The sequence below is a fragment of the Nocardiopsis eucommiae genome (assembly GCF_965344335.1).
GTDB classification, from domain to species: Bacteria; Actinomycetota; Actinomycetes; order Streptosporangiales; family Streptosporangiaceae; genus Nocardiopsis; species Nocardiopsis eucommiae.
The window spans coordinates 134,290-153,417 of the sequence record NZ_CBDRIY010000008.1; the positions used below are offsets into that span (position 1 = coordinate 134,290).

The window sequence follows — 19,128 nt, forward strand, 5'->3', positions numbered from 1 at the left end:
GCGCACCCCTTCTCTCCGTGTCAGTACGACTTGGGCAGCCCGAGGGACTGCTGGGCCACGTAGTTGAGGACCATCTCCCGGCTCACCGGGGCGATCCGGGCCAACCGGGCGGCGGCGATCGCCGACCCCAGGCCGTAGCCGCTGGCCAGACCGTTGCCGCCGAGGGTCTGCACGGCCTGGTCCACGGACCGCACGCAGGCCTCGGCGGCGGCGTACTTGGCCATGTTGGCGGCCTCCCCGGCACCCGCGTCGTCGCCGGAATCGTAGCGGAGCGCCGCGTGCTGGGTCATCAGGCGGGCCTGCTCCATCTCGATCTTCACCTGAGCCAGCGGGTGGGCCAGTCCCTGGTGCGAGCCGATGGGCCGGTCCCGCCACACGGTCCGTTCCTTGGCGTAGGCGACGGCCTTGTCGAGGGCGTGGCGGGCGCTCCCCGTGGCCAGGGAGGCGGCCATGATGCGTTCGGGGTTGAGCCCGGCGAAGAGCTGGAGGAGCCCGGCCTCGGGGTCACCGACCAGGGCGTCGGCGGGCAGCCGGACGTCGTCCAGGAACAGCTGGAACTGGTGGTCGGGGCTGACCAGGTCCATCTCGATGCGCTGTGCCGTGAACCCGGGGGTACCGGTGGGGACGACGAACAGGGCGGCCGAGAGGCGACCGGTGTCCTCGTCCTGGATCCGCCCGACCACGAGGACGGCGTCCGCGACGTCCACCCCGGAGATGAAGGTCTTCTGTCCGTTGAGCACCCATCCGTCGCCCTCGCGGCGCGCGGTGGTGGTGATGCGGTGGGAGTTGGACCCGGCGTCGGGTTCGGTGATGGCGAAGGCCATGATGGACGCACCGCTGGCCAGCCCGGGCAACCACCGGTCGCGCTGTTCGGGGGTACCGAAGCGGGAGAGCACGGTTCCGCAGATCGCCGGGGAGACCACCATCATCAGGGTCGGGCAGCCCGCCGCGCTGAACTCCTCCAGGACGGCGGCGAGGTCACCGATGCCGCCGCCCCCGCCCCCGTGCTCCTCGGGGATGTTCACGCCGAGGTAGCCGAGCCCGCCCGCCTCCTTCCAGAGCTCGGTGAGGTAGGCGCCCTCCCTGGCCCTGGCCCGGTAGTACTCGGAACCGTACTTGGCGGCGAGGTCGGAGACGGCGGCACGGAGCTCGACGCGCTCGGGCGGTTCGTTGAAGGTCATGGCACCAGTCACTGATCAGGCCCTTCGTTGTCGGTGTGGTCGAGGACGGCCAGTGGGGCCCCGGCCGGGACCCGGTCCCCCGCGCCGACGGGCAGTTCCCGGACGGTTCCGTCGGCGGGAGCGGTGACGCGGTGCTCCATCTTCATCGCCTCCATGCGCAGCAGGGTCTGCCCCTCGCGGACCCGGTCCCCCACCGCGACGTCCACGGCGGTGACGGTGCCGGGCAGGGGCGCGGGCAGGGCGCCGGGGTCGACGGTGGGCACGGGTGCGGGGAGTGGGTCGACGGGGGTGAGGGTGACCGCGCCCAGAGCGGATTCGACGTGGACGTCCGTGTCGCCGGGGCGCGGCCCGTACACGTCGAAGGCCCGCCGGAGTCCGTCCACCTCCAGCACCACGTGATCCGCCGTGGCCGAGAGCACCCGGACCCCGTCCCGCTCGGGCAGGTGGGTCCCGCGCACGGAGCGGAAGGCGGAGGTGGTCTCGCGGCCGTCGGGTGTGGTGTGGCGCCGCCGGTGCGGCGCCGAGGGCAGGTTCCGCCACCCGGCCGGGACACCCGGAGGCAGGACGCCGCTCCCCCGGGAGCCCTCGACCGAGGCCAGGGACGCGGCGAGAGCGGCGAGGTCCTCGGTGTCGTCGTCCGCGAGGGGCCGGGCGAGCTCGGCGAGGCGGTCGCCGGTGAGGAGGCCGGTGTGGAGGCGTTCGGGCCGCCGCTCGGCGTCCGCGAGGTCCGGGTGGCGCAGGGCCCGCACGAGCAGGTCCCGGTTGGTGCCCACCCCGTGCAGGCGGGCGTGGGCGAGGGCGGCGGACAGGCGGCGCAGGGCGTCGCGGCGGTCGCGGCCGTAGGCGATGACCTTGGCGAGCATGGGGTCGAAGTCGGTGCCGACGGTGTCGCCCGCCTCCACCCCGTGGTCCAGGCGCACCCCGGGTGCGGTGAGCGGCGCGAAGGAGACGTCGGCGGGGACGTCGAAGGCGTGCAGCGTGCCGGTGCGGGGCCGCCAGCCGTCGCGCGGGTCCTCGGCGTACAGGCGGGCCTCCACGGCGTGGCCGCGCGGGGCGGGCGGCCCGGTGTCGGGCAGGGGCTCGCCCTCGGCGATCCGCAGCTGCCACTCCACCAGGTCGAGGCCGGTGACGCACTCGGTGACGGGGTGCTCCACCTGGAGGCGGGTGTTCATCTCCAGGAAGACCGGTTCCCCCGTTCCACCGTCCGTGACCGGGACCAGGAACTCGGCCGTTCCGGCCCCCGTGTAGCCGATGGCGGCGGCGAGGTCGCGGGCGGCGCGGTGCAGGCGTTGGCGGGTCTCCTCGGGCAGCCCGGGCGCGGGCGCTTCCTCCAGGACCTTCTGGTGGCGGCGCTGCGCGGAGCAGTCGCGCTCGCCCAGCGCCCAGACGGTGCCGTGGTGGTCCGCGAGGATCTGCACCTCCACGTGGCGCCCGCGTTCCACGTAGGGCTCGCAGAACACCGTGGGGTCACCGAAGGCGGAGGCGGCCTCGGCACGGGCGGTCTCGGCCTCGAAGGCGAGGGCGTCGAGGTCGCGGACCACGCGCATGCCGCGTCCGCCGCCCCCGGACACCGCCTTGACCAGGACGGGGAGGTGTTCGGCGCGGACGTCGGCGGGGTCGAGGGCGTCCGCGACCGGCACCCCGGCGTCGCGCGCGACCTTCTTGGCGAGGGTCTTGGACCCCATCTGCTCGACCGCCTCGGCGCCGGGCCCGACCCAGGTCAGTCCGGCGTCGACGACGGCGCGCGCGAAGGCGGCGTTCTCGGAGAGGAAGCCGTAGCCCGGGTGGACCGCGTCGGCCCCGGCGGAGCGGGCGGCGGCCACGAGCGCGTCGGAGTCGAGGTAGGCGTCGACGGGTCCGCGCCCCTCGGGGACGGGCAGGCGCACGGCGGTGTCGGCCTCACGCACGTGGGGGGCGTCCTCCTCGCCGGGGGCGTGCACGGCGACGGTGGCCACGCCCAGGGTGCGGCAGGTGCGGAGGATCCGGCGGGCGATCTCGCCCCGGTTGGCGACGAGCAGTGTGTTGATGGGTCGGGTGGGGGTCATGGTCCTTCCCCTTCTCACATTCGGAAGACACCGAAGCGGTCGGTGCCGCGTACCGGTGCGTTGCTGGCGAAGGACAGGCACAGCCCGAGGACGGTGCGGGTGTCGCGGGGATCGATGACGCCGTCGTCGTAGACCCGTCCGGACAGGAACGTCGGCAGGGACTCGGCCTCGATCTGGTGCTCGATCAGCTCCCGCATCGCGGCGTCCTGGTCGTCGTCGTAGGGCTGGCCCTTCTTGGCGGCGGAGGCGCGCGAGACGATCGAGACGACCTCGGCCAGCTGCTTGGGCCCCATGACGGCGGAGCGCGCGCTGGGCCAGGAGAAGAGGAAGCGGGGGTCGTAGGCGCGGCCGCACATGCCGTAGTGCCCGGCGCCGTAGGAGGCGCCGATGAGCACGGAGAAGTGCGGGACGGTGCTGTTGGAGACGGCGTTGATCATCATCGAGCCGTGCTTGATGATCCCGCCCTGCTCGTACTCGGCACCGACCATGTAGCCGGTGGTGTTGTGCAGGAAGACCAGCGGTGTGTGGGAGCGGTTGGCGAGCTGGATGAACTGGGTGGCCTTCTGCGCCTCGGCGCTGAACAGCACGCCGTTGTCGTTGGCCAGGAGGCCGACCGGGTACCCGTGCAGGGTGGCCCAGCCGGTGACCAGGCCGGGGCCGTAGGACGGTTTGAACTCGTCGAACTCCGAGCCGTCCACCACGCGCGCGATGACCTCGCGCGGGTCCACCGGGACCTTGAGGTCGGGCGGCATGATCCCCAGGAGCTCCTCGGCGGGCAGCAGGGGTTCGCGGACCTCGCGGGCGGGGACGGGTCCGGCCTTGACGTGGTTGAGGCGGGCCACGATTCGGCGGCCGAGCCGGATCGCGTCGTGCTCGTCCTCGGCCAGGTGGTCGGCGAGGCCGGAGACCTCGGCGTGCATGCGGGCGCCGCCCAGGGACTCGTCGTCGCTCTCCTCGCCGGTGGCCGCCTTGACCAGCGGTGGACCGCCGAGGAAGACCTTGGAGCGGTCCCGGACCATGACCACGTGGTCGCTCATGCCGGGGACGTAGGCCCCACCCGCTGTGGAGTTGCCGAAGACCAGGGCGATGGTGGGGATCCCCGCGGCGGACAGCTGGGTGAGGTGGCGGAAGGTGCCGCCGCCGGGGATGAAGATCTCCTTCTGCGTGGGCAGGTCGGCGCCGCCGGACTCCACGAGGCTGATCATGGGCATCCGGTTGCGTTCCGCGATCTCCCCGGCCCGCTGCGACTTGCGCAGGGACCAGGGGTTGCTGGAGCCGCCGCGCACGGTGGGGTCGTTGGCGACGATCACGCACTCGACGCCCGAGACCACGCCCACCCCGGTGACCACGCTGGCGCCCACGTGGAAGTCGCTCCCCCACGCGGCCAGCGGGGACAGTTCGAGGAAGGGGCTGCCCTCGTCCAGGAGGAGTTCGATCCGTTCCCGGGCCAGCAGTCCGCCCCGGGCACGGTGCCGCTCCACGTAGCGTTCACCGCCCCCGGCCAGGGCCTTGGCGTGTTCGGTGTCGAGCTCGGTGAGTTTGGCGAGCATGGACTCCCTGGCCTCGGCGTAGGCCGGGCTCCGGGTGTCGAGTCCGGAGGTCAGGACGCTCACGGGCCCTCCTCGTGTCGCGGGGTCTGGGGCAGCGGGGTCTCGGGCAGCAGGGACGCGGGGACGGGCAGACGGCGGGCGCGCAGCCACTCACCGAGCCCCTTGGCCTGGGGGTCCAGTCCCTCGCGGCGGGCGGAGCCGGTGGCGAGGATCCCCTCGATCCAGAAGTTGGCGGCCCGTAGTCGGGGCAGCAGGTGGCGGGTGACCCGGAGGTCGGCGGTCTCGGGCAGGAGCTCGCGCAGGGTGTCGGCGGTGAGGGTGTGGGCCAGCCAGCGCCAGCCCTCGTCGGAGGTGGCCCACACGCCCACGTTGGCGTCAGCGCCCTTGTCGCCGCTGCGCGCGCCCAGTACCAGGCCCAGGGGGGCGACGCGGGTCGGCCCCTCGGGCAGGGGTTCGGGGAGCGGGGGTTCGGGGACCTCCGTGAGTGCTCTGGTGCGCTCGGGGTGCGGGACGTGTTCCCGCTCCCCGTCCGGGGTGATGACGGTGTGCTCGACCTCGGCCGCCGGGACCAGCGCGTGGGAGACGGTGACCCCGTCCGGGCGGGCGTCGCGGGGCGGCGCGGTGATGTGGAACCCGGCGTAGCTGGCGAGCGCCAGTTCCACCGCGGCGGCACCGAAGCGGCGCCCGATGACGGCGGGGTCGTGGTCGCGGGCGACCACGCGCAGCCGGGCGGTGGCGTCGTCCTGGGTGTCACCGTGGGGATCGCGGGCCGGAACGAACGCGAACCGGAGGTCGGCGGGGCCGCCCCTGGCCAGTGCGGCGCGCATCTGGCGCTCGGCCCGGGCGGCCTTGTCCTCCGCGTCCAGTCCGGTGACGAGGAACTCGACCTCGTTGCGGAAGCCGCTGATCCCGGTGAGGCCGACCCTGAGCTCGGGCGGCGGGGCCTCCCCGGTGACCCCGCTGATCCGTACCCGGTCCTCGGCCTCCTGGTCGAGCCGGACGGTGTCCAGGCGGGTGGTGACGTCGGGGCCGGGGTAGCGGGCGCCCCGGATCTCGTAGACGAGCTGCGCGGTGACGGTGCCCACGGTGACCGCGCCGCCGGAACCCGGGTGCTTGGTGATCACCGAGGTGCCGTCGGCGGAGATCTCCGCGATCGGGAACCCGGGGTGGTCCAGGTCGCGTCCGGCGAGCTCGCGCGGCAGGGCGTAGTTGCCGCCCGTGGCCTGGGCTCCGCACTCGATGACGTGTCCCGCGGCGGTCGCTCCGGCGAGGGCGTCGAGGTCGTCCCGGGTCCAGCCGAAGTGGGAGATGGCGGGGCCCACCGCCAGGGAGGCGTCGGTGACGCGGCCGGTGACGACGATGTCCGCCCCGGCGTCCAGGCACCGGGCGATCCCGAAGGCGCCCAGGTAGGCGTTGGCTGTGAGGGGGGTGCCGAGGTCGAGTTCCTCGGCCCGGTGCAGCAGGTCGTCCCCGGTGACGCAGGCGATACGGGGCTCGAAGCCGAGACCCTCCGCCAGTTCGGTGAGGCGGTCGGCCAGGCCCCGGGGGTTGAGGCCGCCCGCGTTGGTGACCACGCGGACCCGGCGTTCCATGACGGTGGCCAGGCACGCACGCATCTGCCGCAGGAAGGTGCGGGCGTAACCCCTGCTCGGGTCGGCCAGCTGGTCGCGACCGAGGATGGCCATCGTGAGTTCGGCCAGGTAGTCGCCGGTGAGCACGTCGACGGGGCCTTCGGTGAGCATCTCGTGGACGGCGGCGAGGCGGTCACCGTAGAAGCCCGAGGCGTTCCCGATCCACAGGGAGGGGGCTGCTGTAGCGGTCATGGGAAAGAGGGTGACACCGGACACAGAAAAGAACAAGCACCCGTGATTGTTTTTCCCCTGAACGACGACCTCGGGCGAAATGGCCGGAACCGGCCGCAGTCAACCGGTTACGGTGCCGCGAAACGGGACGGACGCGGGGTATTTTGGCGCGCGTGAGTACCTCCTCAGAAGACACCACGTCCCCCACCTCCCCCGACGAGTCCACCGAGACGCCCGGGTCCGAGCCCACCCCCGAGACCCCCGCCGCCGCGGTGTCCTCACCCGCCTCCGAGGCGTTCCTGGAGGGCCAGCACGCGCCGCGCCGCGCTCCCCTGTTCGGTCCCGGGACCCTCAGCGTGACCGGGCTCCTCATGCTGGCCACCACCCTGCTGTCCACCCAGCTGATCGGGATCTTCAACACGCAGACCCTCATCGGCGCCGAGGGCACCCTCGGCCCGGCGGTCCAGGGTGAGCTCACCGGCGCCGGACTGTTCTCGGCGCTGGCCGTCCTGTGCTCGGCCGCCGCGCTGTTCCGCTCCGGACCGGAGACCAGCCCGTGGGTGCGCGCCCTCTCCGCCGCCACCGTGCTGGTCGGGCTCCTGTTCGTCGTACTGACCGTGCTGTCGTACGTGCTACTGACCGCACCGACCTCCGCCGCCTGACCGGAAATTGGCGGTATCCCTTGCCTGAGCAGGTGATTCTTAGGTCCCGCTTATCCCGATACGCGGGTACGTTGGCCGCGTGAGTACCGCACCGGAAGACAACGACAAGCCCGAGAACACCACGAGCACCGGCGGGGGCTCGCCGCAGCCGAAGTTCGAGCCGGGGTACCCCGCCGAGGCCTCCGGCACGGCGCGCACCGCCGAGCCCGACGCCCCGGAGGGTGAGGCCGCCGAGGAGGAGGCCGCCGACGACCACGAGTTCGAGGTCACCGAGACCGAGCCCCGCCCCGGCGGCGCCTTCTCCAGCGAGACCCTGAGCATCGTGGGCCTGGCCCTGCTCGCCGTCACCATCTTCTCCAGCCAGCTGCTGGAGCTCCTCACCAGCATGATCATGCTCGGTGGCCAGCCCATCGAGGGCGGCCAGATCCGCTCCATCGAGGCCCAGCTGTGGATGGGCGGCGCGGTGTCACTGCTCACCGTGCTCGCCTCCACCCTGGCCCTGGCCCTGCTCAACCGGGGAACCAGCCCGTGGGCGCGCTGGTCCGCCACGGCGACGACGGTGGTCGGTTTCCTGTTCGTCCTCGTCGCCGCCGCCGCGTTCCTGCTGGTGCCGGACGCCGCCCCGCAGCAGATGATGCCGCCGATGCCCAACTAGGGGTCAGGAGACCCGGTCGATGACCAGGGGGTTCGCCGTCCGCTCGGCCGCGCCGCCGATGTCGAGGGCGCCCTCCAGCGCCCGGGCGGCGCGGTCGAAGCGTTCGGGCTCGTCCGCGTGCAGGGTGAACAGCGGTTCACCCGCCGAGACCTCCTCGCCCGGCTTGGCGTGCAGGGTGACCCCCGCGCCGAACGAGACCGCGTCCTCCTTGCGGGCCCGGCCCGCGCCCAGACGCCACGCGGCCAGGCCCACCTGGTAGGCGTCCAGCCGCGTGACCACACCGCTGGTCGGAGCCAGGACCGTACGGCGTTCGGCCGCCACCGGCAGCGCCGCGTCCGGGTCCCCGCCCTGGGCGCGCACCAGCGCCTTCCAGGACTCCAGCGCGCTGCCGTCGCGCAGCGCGTCGGCGGGGTCCTTCACCCCGTTCTCCCCGGGCGTCATGCCCGCCGCGAGGAGCATCTCGCGGGCCAGCGCCACCGTGAGCTCCACGACGTCGGCGGGGCCGCCGCCCGAGAGCACCTCCACCGACTCCGCGACCTCCAGCGCGTTGCCGACCTGGCGGCCCAGGGGCGTGGCCATGTCGGTGAGCAGGGCGACCGTGCGGACACCGTGGTCGTTGCCGATGTCCACCATCGTCCGGGCCAGCTCGCGGGCGGAGTCGGCGTCCTTCATGAACGCGCCCGAACCCACCTTGACGTCCAGCACCAGCGCGGCCGTGCCCTCCGCGAGCTTCTTGCTCATGATGGAGGCGGCGATCAGCGGGATGGACTCCACCGTGCCGGTGACGTCGCGCAGGGCGTACAGCCTGCGGTCGGCGGGTGCCAGTCCGCTTCCGGCCGCGCAGATCACCCCGCCGGTGTCGGTGATGACCCGCCGCATCTCGTCGGTGGACAGCGACGCCCGCCACCCGGGGATGGACTCCAGCTTGTCGAGGGTGCCGCCGGTGTGCCCGAGCCCGCGCCCGGACAGCTGCGGGACGGCCGCCCCGCAGGCCGCCACGGTGGGGGTGAGCGGAAGGGTGATTTTGTCGCCCACTCCTCCGGTGGAGTGCTTGTCCGTGGTGGGCCGGTCCAGGTCGGTGAAGTCCAGGCGGTCACCCGAGGAGAGCATCGCCTCGGTCCAGCGGCTCACCTCCGCGCGGTCCATGCCGCGCAGGAAGATCGCCATCGCCAGCGCCGCCATCTGCTCCTCGGCCACCTCGCCACCGGTGTAGGCCCCGATCACCCAGTCGATCTGTTCCGGGGTCAGGCGTCCCCCGTCTCGTTTGGCGCGGATGATCTCGATGACGTCCATGTCATGTTCCTTCCGTGTCGTGAAGAGGTGGTGCGCAAAGACGTCTCCCCGGCCGCCGTGGGTCGGCGGCCGGGGAGACGACCGTTGGTGCTCCGCCGGTCAGGCGAGGTTGTGCGGTCCGAAGGCCTGGGGCAGCACGCGTTCCATGGGCAGGATGCCCTCGGGCGTGTCCACCAGCAGGTCCGGCCCGCCGTGTTCGTACAGGAGCTGGCGACAGCGCCCGCACGGCATCAGGGTCCGCCCCTGGCCGTCCACGCAGGCGAAGGCGACCAGTCGGCCGCCACCGGAGGCGTGCAGGGCGCTGACGAGCCCGCACTCGGCGCACAGGCCCACACCGTAGGAGGCGTTCTCCACGTTGCAGCCGCTCACCACCCGGCCGTCGTCGACCAGCGCCGCCGCGCCCACCGGGTACTTCGAGTACGGCGCGTAGGCGTGGCCCATGGCCTCCCGGGCGGCCTCGCGCAGGGCCTCCCAGTCCACTTCCCGTGCGGTCATGACCTGCTCGCCCTCCACTGTTTTCCGATCCCGGCGGGTGCCCGCAGCCGTTGCGAGGCCAGCGAGAGCACCAGCAGCGTCGCGATGTGCGGGCTGTAGGTCGCCAGCTCACGCGGCAGCGAGTCGGTGCTGAAGTACCAGAAGAGCAGGACGATCGCGGCGAGGACACCCGCCACGGCGATGCCCTTGCGGTCCTTGCGCACCTGCCACACGGCCACCACGAGCAGGACCACGGCCAGGAGCAGCAGCAGTGCGTGGATGGCCGCTCCGCCCCCGCGCAGCTGGAGCGCGTCGGTGTAGCCGAACAGGGTGGCGCCCATGGCCAGACCGCCGGGGCGCCAGTTGCCGAAGATCATCGCGGCCAGACCGATGTAGCCCCGGCCGCCAGTCTGCCCCTCCTGGTAGATCTGGGAGGCGACGATCGCGAGGAACACGCCGCCCATACCGGCCAGACCACCGGAGATGACCACGGCGACGTACTTGAGCGTGTACACCGGCACACCGAGGGACTCGGCGGCGTCGGGGTTCTCACCGACCGAGCGCAGCCGCAGGCCGAAGGTGGTCTTCCACAGCACCAGGTAGCTGATCGGGACCAGCAGGATGGCGATGAGGGTCAGCGCCGACATGCGGGTGGTGAGGCCGATGACCAGCGCCGCCAGGTCGCTGACCAGGAAGATGCCGCTCTGCGCGACCGGCGCGAGCGCCTCCGGCAACCACGGCAGGTTCAGGGTCGGGAACGACGGGGCGGACGGGGACTGGGCCGCGCCGGCTCCGGGGATGTCGGAGTAGACCAGGATCGACAGGTAGCGCATGGCGCCCAGGGCGAGGATGTTGATCGCCACACCGGACACGATGTGGTCCACCGCGAAGGTCACGGTGGCCACCGCGTGGACCAGGCCGCCGAGCATGCCGCCCAGGGTTCCGGCCAGCAGGCCGATCCACGGGTCGTTGAAGCTCCACGCGAAGTAGGCGCCGAACCACGTCCCGAAGATCATCATGCCTTCGAGACCGATGTTGATGATGCCCGCGCGCTCGGCCCACAGACCGCCGAGGGCGGCCAGACCGATCGGGACCGCGAAGGTCAGCGTGGTGCGGACGGTGCCCGCGTCGGTCAGCATGTCCTGGCCGGTGATGACCCGCAGGCCCGCCAGCGACACGAAGACCGCCATGAGCAGGGTGAGGCCGCGCCAGCGCGACCATCCCCGGGGCCGGGACGCCCTGTTCACCGGCTCCATCACGTTGAGTTCCTGGCTCACTGTGCCTCCCCGCCGCGCTTGTCGTCGGTGCCGTCGGTGCCGTCGGTTACGGGACCGTCGGAGGCGCCGCCGTCGGACACGGCGGCGGGCTCCGGGGTGGACTCGGTCGTGCGGCCGAGCTGCCTGCCGATCTGCTGCTGCTGGTAGCGGCGGCCCCAGCGGTGCACGACCTCGTAGACCACGACGACCGTGAGGACGATCGTGGCCTGGGCGATGACGGCGATCTCCTGCGGGATGCCGTCGAAGGGCAGGATGCCCGCCGCCTGGGTCAGGAAGGCCCAGAACAGGGAGGCGAAGACGATGCCCACGGGGTGGTTGCGTCCCAGCAGCGCGATCGCGATGCCGATGAAGCCGATCCCCGTCGGGAAGTCCAGGGCGTAGTAGTGGGAGTTGCCGAGCAGCTGCGGCAGACCCACCAGACCGGCGACCATGCCCGAGAAGAGCATGGACAGGAAGACCATCTTCCGCACGTTCACACCGCTGGCCTCGGCCGCCGACTGCGACTGGCCGGTGGCCCGCAGTTCGAAGCCGAACCGTGTGCGGTTGAGCATGATCCAGTACCCGATGCCCACCGCGACGGACAGCAGGATCAGACCGTAGATCTCCCGGTCCGAGCCGAGGAAGGTCGCCGGGATGCCGGGGACCCAGCCGGACTCGGGGATCGGCGGGGTGCCGATGTTGTTGGTGCTGATCTCGACCGCGAGGCGGCCCTCGCTCAGCAGGTAGGCGGTGATGCCGGTGGCGATCGCGTTGAGCATGATCGTGGAGATCACCTCGGACACGCCCCGGGCCACCTTGAGGTAGCCCGCGATGCCCGCCCACACGCCGCCGACCACGACGGCGGTGAGGATGACGACGAACTGGCTGAGCACCGGGGGCAGCACCAGGTAGCCGCCGACAGCGGCCGCCAGCAGCGCGGCGAGCCGGTACTGGCCGTCCACGCCGATGTTGAACAGCTTCATCTTGAAGCCGATCGCCACGGCCACGGCGGCCAGGTAGTACGTGGTGCTGTCGTTGATGATCTGCACCAGGCTGTTGGGCCGGGTGCCGTACTCCAGCATCCGCTCGAAGGTGGGCAGCGGCGCGATGCCGCTGAAGTACAGGACCGCGGCGGTGACGCCGATCGCGATCACGCCCGCCGTCAGCACGGCGGCGAAGGACAGCGCCATCATCGCGGAGAGGCGGTGGAAGAGCACGAACGCGAGCAGCGAGCCGACCACGGCGCCCAGCGCGGCGGCGACGGAATCGATCAGCGAGAGGTCGAACATCCATGCGGCGACCAGGCCGCCCGCGACCGAGAGCACCAGGGCCATCGGGACGACGAGGATCCGGTGGAGGGGTGTGCCCTCCTCCTTGGTCCCGTCGGAGCCCACCCGGTTCCGGTCGGGGGTCATCGGGGCCAGGACGGCCACGAGGGAGAAGGCGAGGACGACGCCGATGATGAGCGCGGCCCACCACAGCAGGAACAGGTCCAGGACGACGGTGGCCCCGCCGCCCAGGAGGACCGCCAGGAGGATCACGACCGGTGTCGCGACGGTCCGGCGTACGGGGTCACTCATGCGCCGTCCTCGCTCTCGTTGCTGTGGGTGCCCTCAGCACCGCTGTCACCTTCTGTGTGCGCGCCCGCGCCGTCCAGTCCGGCGCCGGTCATGGCGGAGCCGAGCTGCTCGGGGGTGACGCTGGTCGGGTCGGCCTCCGCGACCAGGCGGCCGCGGAGGATGACGTGGAGTGTGTCGGACATGCCGATGAGCTCGTCGAGGTCGGCGGAGATCAGCAGCACGGCCAGCCCGGCGGCGCGGGCCTCGCGCAGCTGCTCCCAGATGGCCGACTGCGCGCCGACGTCCACGCCTCGGGTCGGGTGGGCGGCGACCAGGAACCGGGGGTTCCCGCTCATCTCCCGGCCGATGATGAACTTCTGCTGGTTGCCCCCGGACAGCGCGTCGGCGACGACGTCGATGTTGGGGGTGCGGACGTCGTACTCGGCGACGATCCGCTCGGAGTCGGCACGGGCTCCGGGCCGGTTGATCCAGGGGCCGTTGACGCTGGGTGCCCGGGTCTGGTGGCCGAGGACGCGGTTCTCCCAGAGCGGGGAGTCCAGCAGGACACCGTGCCGGTGGCGGTCCTCGGGGATGTAGCCGACCCCGGCCTCGCGGATGCGCAGCGTGGACCAGTGGGTGATGTCGTGCTCTTCGAGGGTGATGGTGCCGGAGCTGGCCCGGCGCATCCCCATGATGGCCTCGATGAGCTCGGACTGGCCGTTGCCCTCGACCCCGGCGATGCCGACGATCTCGCCCTCGCGGATGTCCAGGGTGACGTCGTCGACGACGGGCCGGCCCTCGGCCGAGAGCAGGGTGACCCCGGCCAGGGCGAGCACGACCTTGTCGGTGACGGTGGACTCGCGCAGCTCGGGCACGGGCAGTTCGCCGCCGACCATGAGTGTGGCGAGCTGGCGGGCCGTGGTCGTGCGCGGGTCGGCGGTGGCCACCGTCGTGCCGCGACGGATCACCGTGATGTCGTCCGCGACCGACAGGACCTCGTCGAGCTTGTGCGAGATGAAGATGACCGTCAGGCCCTCGCGCTTGAGCACGCGCAGGTTGTCGAAGAGTTCGTCGACCTCCTGCGGCACCAGCACGGCGGTGGGCTCGTCCAGGATGATGGTCCGGGCGCCCCGGTAGAGGACCTTGAGGATCTCCACGCGCTGGCGGTCGCCGACGCCCAGGTCCTCCATGAGGCGGTCGGGGTCGACGCCGAGCCCGTACTGGGCGGACAGCTCCTGGATGCGGGCCCGGGCCTTCCGGCCGATGCCGTGCCTGCGCTCGGCACCCAGGACCACGTTCTCCAGGACGGTGAGGTTGTCGGCCAGCATGAAGTGCTGGTGGACCATGCCGATGCCGTGCCTGATGGCGTCGGAGGGCGAGTGGAAGCGCACCTCCTGGCCACGGATGTGGATGGTGCCCTCGTCCGGCCGGTGCATGCCGTACAGGGTCTTCATCAGCGTGGACTTGCCCGCCCCGTTCTCGCCGACGATGGCGTGCACGGTACCGGGAGCCACGGTGATGTCGATGTCGTGGTTGGCCACGACGCCGGGAAAACGCTTCGTGATCCCGCGCAGCTCAACGGCGGCGGGTTCGTTCGACCCGCCGCCCGATGGCGTGCTGCTCATCAGACTCCTCTGTGGGAATGTGCGGCGGGGCGCGGACGGGCCTGGGATCGGCCACGGCCGGGACGCCTTCGTCGCGGTGCGGCTACCGGGCGGAGCCGAAGGGGGCTGGCCCCTCCGGCTCCGTGTTCCTTCGTGTCACGGTGCGGGCCCGGTGCCCGCTCCGTGGAGTGTCCCGGAGCCGTTACGGCTGGCTGGGAACCTCGATCTCACCGTCGATGATCTGCTGCTTGAGCTCGTCGAGCTCGTCCTGGACGGGGGCGATCGCCTCTTCGTTGGTCTGCGTGTAGTCCACGCCGCCCTCGCTGAGGTCGAAGCGCTTGATCCCGGCCTCGACGTCGCCCTCGGTGGCGGAGCGGATGAACTCGAAGACCGACACGTCGACCTGCTTGATGGCGGAGGTCAGGACGTACGGCTTCTGCTCCTCCTCGGCGTTCTCGTACTGGTCGCTGTCGACGCCGATGAAGGTGAAGTCGTTGTCCACGGCGGACTGGAGGATGCCGTTGCCGGAGGCGCCGGCGGCATGGTAGATGACGTCCGCGCCGCGGTCGTACTGGGCCTGGGCGGCCTCACGGCCCTGGGCGGGGTCGTTGAAGCCGGCGAAGTCCGGCGGCTGGCTGAGGTAGTTGATCTCCACCTCGATGTCCTCGTCGACGTGCGCGACGCCCGCGACGTAGCCCGCCTCGAACTTGCGGATCAGCGGGGTCTCGACACCGCCGACGAAGCCGACGTGGTCCTCTTCGGTGGTCAGCGCGGCGGCGGCACCGGCGAGGAAGGAGGCCTGCTCCTCGGCGAAGACGAGGCTGGTGACGTTGTCGATGTCCTCGATCTCGGAGTCGACGATCGCGAAGTCGACCTCGGGGTACTCGGTGGCGACGGCCTGGACGGAGGCGTCGTAGGCGAAGCCCACGGCGATGATGACGTCGTAGCCCTCCTCCGCCATGGTGGCCAGGCGCTCCTCCTTGGCGGACTCGGCCTCGCCGTCGGCGGGCTCGAAGTCGTTGGTCTCGACGCCCAGTTCCTCAGCGGCCTGCTCCAGGCCGCGGTAGGCGGAGTCGTTGAAGGAGCGGTCACCGCGACCACCCACGTCGTAGGCCAGGCCGACCTTGAGGTCGGAGGAGACCTCTCCGTCGCCGCCACCGTCGCCACCACCGTTGTCGGCCGCGTTGTCGCACGCGGTGAGTGCGAGCACGCCCGCGGCGGCGACCGCCGCGAACTTGGCTGCGTTGCTGCGCTTCACTAGAAAGTCTCCCCTTCGCCCTCTCAGCGGACCGCATTCCGCGCGGGACCGACCTGAGTTCTGCAGCCGGACGATATCCGCTGGCCGAATGTACTTCTAACCAACGGACGGAGTTGTTATGAAGGCGAGAGCAGAGTGAAACGGGGCCTTACCGGGAAGTTACCAAGAGCACACCGGATCCGGGCAACCTCCGGCCTAATCGCCGTTTTTGACCTCCGGTTCCCCCGAGGAATCCGGCGGTGCGACCGCGCGTGTCGTGACCTTCACCTGTGGTCACACCGCCCCGTCGGAGCCCCGTGCGACCCCACCCGGTCTAGACCGGACTGACCCACTCGGACACGCACGGACTCAGTCGTCCAGGAACCCCACCGCCGCCTGCTTGAAGACCCGCGAGGAGACCGCATTGGCGTGGTCGCGCCCGGGGATCTCCACGAACGACCCGCCGCAACGCTCCGCGAGCCCGGCGGCGCCCTCCGCGACGGTGTCCCTGGCACCGGAGACCAGGAGCATCGGGACCCCGACGGGACGGGGTTCCTCCTGGAAGGGGCGGGCGACCTGGCCCCGGACGCAGGCCGCGAGCGCCTCGGTGTCGTTCCCCGGAAGCGCGGCGACGGTCCGGTACACGTGGTCGAAGGGGGTGTCCCCCGCACCCGGGTCGGCGGCGTCCACGCCCGCCAGCGCGTCGCCCGGACCGAACCCGCCCAGGACCGCCCTCCGCAGCCGCTCGGGGGCGGTGAGCGCGAGCTCCCAGGCGAGCCGGGAGCCCATGGAGTAGCCGACGACGTCGACGCGCTCCACGCCCAGGTCGTCGAGCAGCCCCAGGAGGTCGTTGACGAAGTGTTCGGGCAGGTAGAGCCCGCTGTCGGTGGGCTTGTCGCTGGCCCCGTGACCGCGCAGGTCGGGGCCGATCACCCGGCGACCCTCGGCGTCGAGCGCGCGCGGCCATCCGGCGGCGCTCCAATTCATCTCGAAGTTGGTGCCGAAACCGTGCAGCAGAAGCACCGGGAGGTGATCGCCGGGCGCCTGCGGAGGCAAATCCGCATAACGCATTGTCACGCCTCCGACGAGATTCGCGTTCATGAATCTTTTCCGTTCTCGTGCCGGGTTGGGATTTGCTGGAAGCGAACGAGGGCCCATTCAGATGTTCCTATAAACAGAATGACCGGAATCATCGCTCTGTTCGTGTCGACATCCGAACGGGCCCTCGCCGGAACGGCGTCAGTTCGTCGGTGGCCTGAGCCGGACCCGGCGCCGCGGTGTGGCGTCCTCCTCGGGAACACGTCCCACGATCCCGGCCTGCGGCGCCTTTTCCTCGACCTCCACCGCGAAGGTCACCAGGGCGTCCCCGACCGGGACCACCTGCTCCTCCTCCGCGTGCAGTTCCACCACGCGCCCCGCCTTGGGCGAGGGGATGACGACGGCGGACTTGGTGGTCTCGACCTCGACCAGCGGGTCGTTGCGGCCGATCGTGTCCCCGACCGCGACCTGCCACTCCAGGACGGTCGCCTCGACCAGGCCCTCACCCAGGTCGGGGAGGGTGAAGGTGATGTTCTCTTCGGGCATGGGGGCTAGTACTCCAGGGTTCGCTGGACCGCGAGCAGCACGCGGTCGATCGTCGGCAGGTACTGGGACTCCAACGGCCCGGCCGGGTAGGGCACGTCGAATCCGGTGACGCGCTGGACCGGGGCGGCGAGCTCACGGAAGCAGTTCTCGGTGACGAGCGCGGCCACCTCCGCGCCGAGACCGGCGGTGAGCGGAGCCTCGTGGACGACCACGGCCCGCTTGGTGCGGGCCACCGAGGCGGCCAGCCCCGCGGCGTCGATGGGCTTGAGCCAGCGCAGGTCCAGGACCTCCAGGTCCACTCCGTCCTCGGCGGCCAGCTCGGCCACCTGGAGGCAGCGGTGCACCATCGCGCCCCAGGCGACGAGGGTGGCGTGGGTTCCGGGACGCACGATCCGGCTGGTGCCGATGGGGTCGGTGGGCTCGCTCAAGCGGACCGGACGACGGTCCCAGTAGCGGGCCTTGGGCTCCATGAACACGACCGGGTCGTCGGAACGCACGGACTGGAGCAGCAGGCTGTAGGCCTCACCCGGGTCGGAGGGGGCCACGACCTTGAGCCCGGGGGTGTGCGCGAAGAGCGCCTCCAGGCTCTCGCCGTGGTGCTCGGGGGCCTGGATGCCGCCGAAGGACGGCAGGCGCAGGGTGATCGGCATGGGGGCGGCGCCACGGGTGCGGTAGTTCATGCGCGCCACCTGGTTGACGATCTGGTCGACGGCCGGATACGCGAAGCCGTCGAACTGGAGCTCGGGGACCGGCCGCCAGCCGTTCATCGCCAGGCCGACCGCCATGCCCATGATGGCCGACTCCGCCAGCGGAGTGTCGAAGACGCGCTGGTCACCGAACTCCTTCTGGAGACCGTCCGTGACACGGAAGACACCGCCCAGGGCTCCGACGTCCTCACCGAAGACCAGGACCTCCGGGTCCTCCTCCAGCAGCACGCGCAGGGCCCGGTTGATGGCCTGCTGCATGGACAGCTCGACCGTCCGGGTCACGACCGGCGTGTCGGTGTGTTCGATCAGCTCGGTCACAGCTCGACCTCTTCCTGCCAGGTGCGGTGCTGCCGGGCCAGCTCCTCGGTGGTCTCCCGGAAGACGTGGGTGAACAACGCGGAGCCGTCGGGCTCGGGGGCCTCCGCGACCCCGTCGCGGATCTCCTCGGCGCGCTTCGCTGCCTCGGCGTCCACGGTGGCGAGGTCGGTCGCGTCGGCGTGTCCGGCCTCGATCATCGCCGCGCGCAGCAGCTCGAGGGGGTCGCGTCCGCGCCAGCGCTCGGCCTCCGCCTGGTCCCGGTAGCGGCCCGGGTCGTCGGAGGTGGAGTGGGGTTCGACGCGGTAGGTGAGCGCCTCGATGACCGTGGGACCGCCGCCCGCACGGGCACGCTCGACCGCCTCCGCCGTGGCCGAGTACACGGCGCCGACGTCGTTTCCGTCGACGAGGACCCCGGCCATGCCGTAGCCCTCGGCACGCGCGGCGACGGAGCCTCCCGCCACCTGGCGTTCGTTGGGCACCGACAGGGCCCACTGGTTGTTCTGGCAGAGGAAGACGACGGGGGCCGTGAACACGCCCGCGAAGTTCATGGACTCGTGCACGTCGCCCTCGGAGCTGGCGCCGTCACCGAAGTAGGCCATGGCGACGCCGTCACCGCCCCGGAGCCGCTCACCGACCGCCCAGCCCACGGCGTGCGGCACGGGACCGCCGACCACCGCGTTGATCGCGCCGAAGCGGGACTCCATCACGTCGTAGAGGCCCCCGTGCCACAGGGCGCGGTGGGTGGCCATGTAGCCGACCATCTCGACCCCGTAGGCGAGGGCGGAGGCCATCTCGCGGTAGGTGGGGAAGACGAAGTCGCGGGTGGGGTCGAGCGCGCTGGCGCTGCCCACCTGGGCGGCCTCCTGTCCCCGGACGGAGACGTAGGCGGGGAAGACGCCCTGGCGCTGGAGGGCGATGGCCTCGGTGTCCAGGTCACGCGCCGTACGCATCGCGCGGTACAGCTCGCGGGTGAGTGCGGGGCTCAGGTGCTCCACGGTGGTGGCGCCCTGGCCCGTGGGCTCTGGGGTTGGCATGTCGAGCGGCTCCCAACGTGGCCCCGCTCGCGTGGTGGCGCGACCCGGGCTCGGGGTGGTCACGGTCTGCCTTTGATTCTCCGTACAACTGGACAGTTTCGCTAGATACGACCGTACAGTCGATACGATCAGGAACGTGAGACCTGGTTTGGTTCGTATACGTCCAG

At 71.6% G+C, this 19,128-nt stretch carries 16 protein-coding genes; 2 read left to right on the top strand and 14 right to left on the bottom strand.

Features of this window, described 5'->3' with window-relative positions:
• Positions 1–20: 20 nt before the first annotated feature.
• Genes ACRWK8_RS07150 through ACRWK8_RS07165 form a run of 4 tightly spaced genes read right to left on the bottom strand, consistent with a single transcriptional unit; the run spans position 21 to position 6,599 of the window.
• Entirely contained in the window at positions 21–1,181 is a 1,161-nt protein-coding gene (locus tag ACRWK8_RS07150; RefSeq protein ID WP_378742704.1) for an acyl-CoA dehydrogenase family protein, read from the bottom strand.
• A gap of 8 nt (positions 1,182–1,189) precedes the next feature.
• Positions 1,190–3,226, bottom strand: a complete 2,037-nt coding sequence (locus ACRWK8_RS07155; RefSeq protein ID WP_431869087.1) for an acetyl/propionyl/methylcrotonyl-CoA carboxylase subunit alpha — start codon at positions 3,224–3,226, stop codon at positions 1,190–1,192.
• A 14-nt stretch (positions 3,227–3,240) separates the two neighbouring features.
• Entirely contained in the window at positions 3,241–4,839 is a 1,599-nt protein-coding gene (locus tag ACRWK8_RS07160) for an acyl-CoA carboxylase subunit beta (RefSeq protein WP_378742708.1), read from the bottom strand.
• Positions 4,836–6,599, bottom strand: coding sequence for an acyclic terpene utilization AtuA family protein (locus tag ACRWK8_RS07165; protein ID WP_378742710.1), 1,764 nt, complete (start codon positions 6,597–6,599; stop codon positions 4,836–4,838). The genes ACRWK8_RS07160 and ACRWK8_RS07165 overlap by 4 nt, the downstream gene beginning before the upstream one ends.
• Before the next feature lie 152 nt (positions 6,600–6,751).
• Here ACRWK8_RS07165 and ACRWK8_RS07170 point away from each other — a divergent pair, with 152 nt between their 5' ends.
• Both ACRWK8_RS07170 and ACRWK8_RS07175 read left to right on the top strand, forming a co-directional pair.
• Positions 6,752–7,240, top strand: a complete 489-nt coding sequence (locus tag ACRWK8_RS07170; RefSeq protein WP_378742712.1) for a hypothetical protein — start codon at positions 6,752–6,754, stop codon at positions 7,238–7,240.
• Positions 7,241–7,319: 79 nt separating this feature from the next.
• On the top strand, positions 7,320–7,895 hold the full coding sequence (locus tag ACRWK8_RS07175; RefSeq protein WP_378742714.1) for a hypothetical protein: 576 nt from the start codon (positions 7,320–7,322) through the stop codon (positions 7,893–7,895).
• 3 nt (positions 7,896–7,898) lie between these two features.
• On the opposite strand, the gene ACRWK8_RS07180 is transcribed toward ACRWK8_RS07175, so the two are convergent.
• The 10 genes from ACRWK8_RS07180 to ACRWK8_RS07225 all read right to left on the bottom strand — a co-directional run bounded on the left by ACRWK8_RS07180 (position 7,899) and on the right by ACRWK8_RS07225 (position 18,961).
• Positions 7,899–9,188, bottom strand: coding sequence for a thymidine phosphorylase (locus ACRWK8_RS07180; protein WP_378742716.1), 1,290 nt, complete (start codon positions 9,186–9,188; stop codon positions 7,899–7,901).
• Between the two features lie 99 nt (positions 9,189–9,287).
• Positions 9,288–9,701, bottom strand: coding sequence for a cytidine deaminase (locus ACRWK8_RS07185; RefSeq protein WP_378742718.1), 414 nt, complete (start codon positions 9,699–9,701; stop codon positions 9,288–9,290).
• Positions 9,680–10,939, bottom strand: a complete 1,260-nt coding sequence (locus ACRWK8_RS07190; RefSeq protein ID WP_378742720.1) for an ABC transporter permease — start codon at positions 10,937–10,939, stop codon at positions 9,680–9,682. The genes ACRWK8_RS07185 and ACRWK8_RS07190 overlap by 22 nt, the downstream gene beginning before the upstream one ends.
• A complete protein-coding gene (locus tag ACRWK8_RS07195; protein ID WP_431869092.1) occupies positions 10,936–12,498 on the bottom strand; it encodes an ABC transporter permease in 1,563 nt (520 codons plus the stop codon). Before ACRWK8_RS07195 ends, ACRWK8_RS07190 begins: the two co-directional genes overlap by 4 nt.
• Positions 12,495–14,102, bottom strand: a complete 1,608-nt coding sequence (locus ACRWK8_RS07200; RefSeq protein ID WP_378742724.1) for an ABC transporter ATP-binding protein — start codon at positions 14,100–14,102, stop codon at positions 12,495–12,497. The genes ACRWK8_RS07195 and ACRWK8_RS07200 overlap by 4 nt, the downstream gene beginning before the upstream one ends.
• A gap of 181 nt (positions 14,103–14,283) precedes the next feature.
• Positions 14,284–15,339, bottom strand: coding sequence for a BMP family lipoprotein (locus tag ACRWK8_RS07205; protein WP_378742726.1), 1,056 nt, complete (start codon positions 15,337–15,339; stop codon positions 14,284–14,286).
• Between the two features lie 348 nt (positions 15,340–15,687).
• Complete coding sequence (locus tag ACRWK8_RS07210; RefSeq protein ID WP_431869095.1) at positions 15,688–16,419, bottom strand: alpha/beta fold hydrolase; 732 nt, start codon at positions 16,417–16,419, stop codon at positions 15,688–15,690.
• A 138-nt stretch (positions 16,420–16,557) separates the two neighbouring features.
• A complete protein-coding gene (locus tag ACRWK8_RS07215; RefSeq protein WP_378742730.1) occupies positions 16,558–16,902 on the bottom strand; it encodes a biotin/lipoyl-containing protein in 345 nt (114 codons plus the stop codon).
• A 5-nt stretch (positions 16,903–16,907) separates the two neighbouring features.
• On the bottom strand, positions 16,908–17,927 hold the full coding sequence (locus ACRWK8_RS07220; protein ID WP_378742732.1) for an alpha-ketoacid dehydrogenase subunit beta: 1,020 nt from the start codon (positions 17,925–17,927) through the stop codon (positions 16,908–16,910).
• Positions 17,924–18,961 (bottom strand): thiamine pyrophosphate-dependent dehydrogenase E1 component subunit alpha, encoded by a 1,038-nt coding sequence (locus tag ACRWK8_RS07225; protein WP_378742734.1) that lies wholly within the window; start codon positions 18,959–18,961, stop codon positions 17,924–17,926. Before ACRWK8_RS07225 ends, ACRWK8_RS07220 begins: the two co-directional genes overlap by 4 nt.
• Positions 18,962–19,128: the final 167 nt, after the last annotated feature.

Excerpts from the sequence above, each read along its gene's own strand:
- ACRWK8_RS07150 (WP_378742704.1), bottom strand. The coding sequence starts at position 1,181 with ATGACCTTCAACGAACCGCCCGAGCGCGTCGAGCTCCGTGCCGCCGTC.
- ACRWK8_RS07155 (WP_431869087.1), bottom strand. The coding sequence starts at position 3,226 with ATGACCCCCACCCGACCCATCAACACACTGCTCGTCGCCAACCGGGGC.
- ACRWK8_RS07165 (WP_378742710.1), bottom strand. The coding sequence starts at position 6,599 with ATGACCGCTACAGCAGCCCCCTCCCTGTGGATCGGGAACGCCTCGGGC.
- ACRWK8_RS07180 (WP_378742716.1), bottom strand. The coding sequence starts at position 9,188 with ATGGACGTCATCGAGATCATCCGCGCCAAACGAGACGGGGGACGCCTG.
- ACRWK8_RS07195 (WP_431869092.1), bottom strand. The coding sequence starts at position 12,498 with ATGAGTGACCCCGTACGCCGGACCGTCGCGACACCGGTCGTGATCCTC.
- ACRWK8_RS07200 (WP_378742724.1), bottom strand. The coding sequence starts at position 14,102 with ATGAGCAGCACGCCATCGGGCGGCGGGTCGAACGAACCCGCCGCCGTT.
- ACRWK8_RS07210 (WP_431869095.1), bottom strand. The coding sequence starts at position 16,419 with ATGAACGCGAATCTCGTCGGAGGCGTGACAATGCGTTATGCGGATTTG.
- ACRWK8_RS07215 (WP_378742730.1), bottom strand. The coding sequence starts at position 16,902 with ATGCCCGAAGAGAACATCACCTTCACCCTCCCCGACCTGGGTGAGGGC.
- ACRWK8_RS07225 (WP_378742734.1), bottom strand. The coding sequence starts at position 18,961 with ATGCCAACCCCAGAGCCCACGGGCCAGGGCGCCACCACCGTGGAGCAC.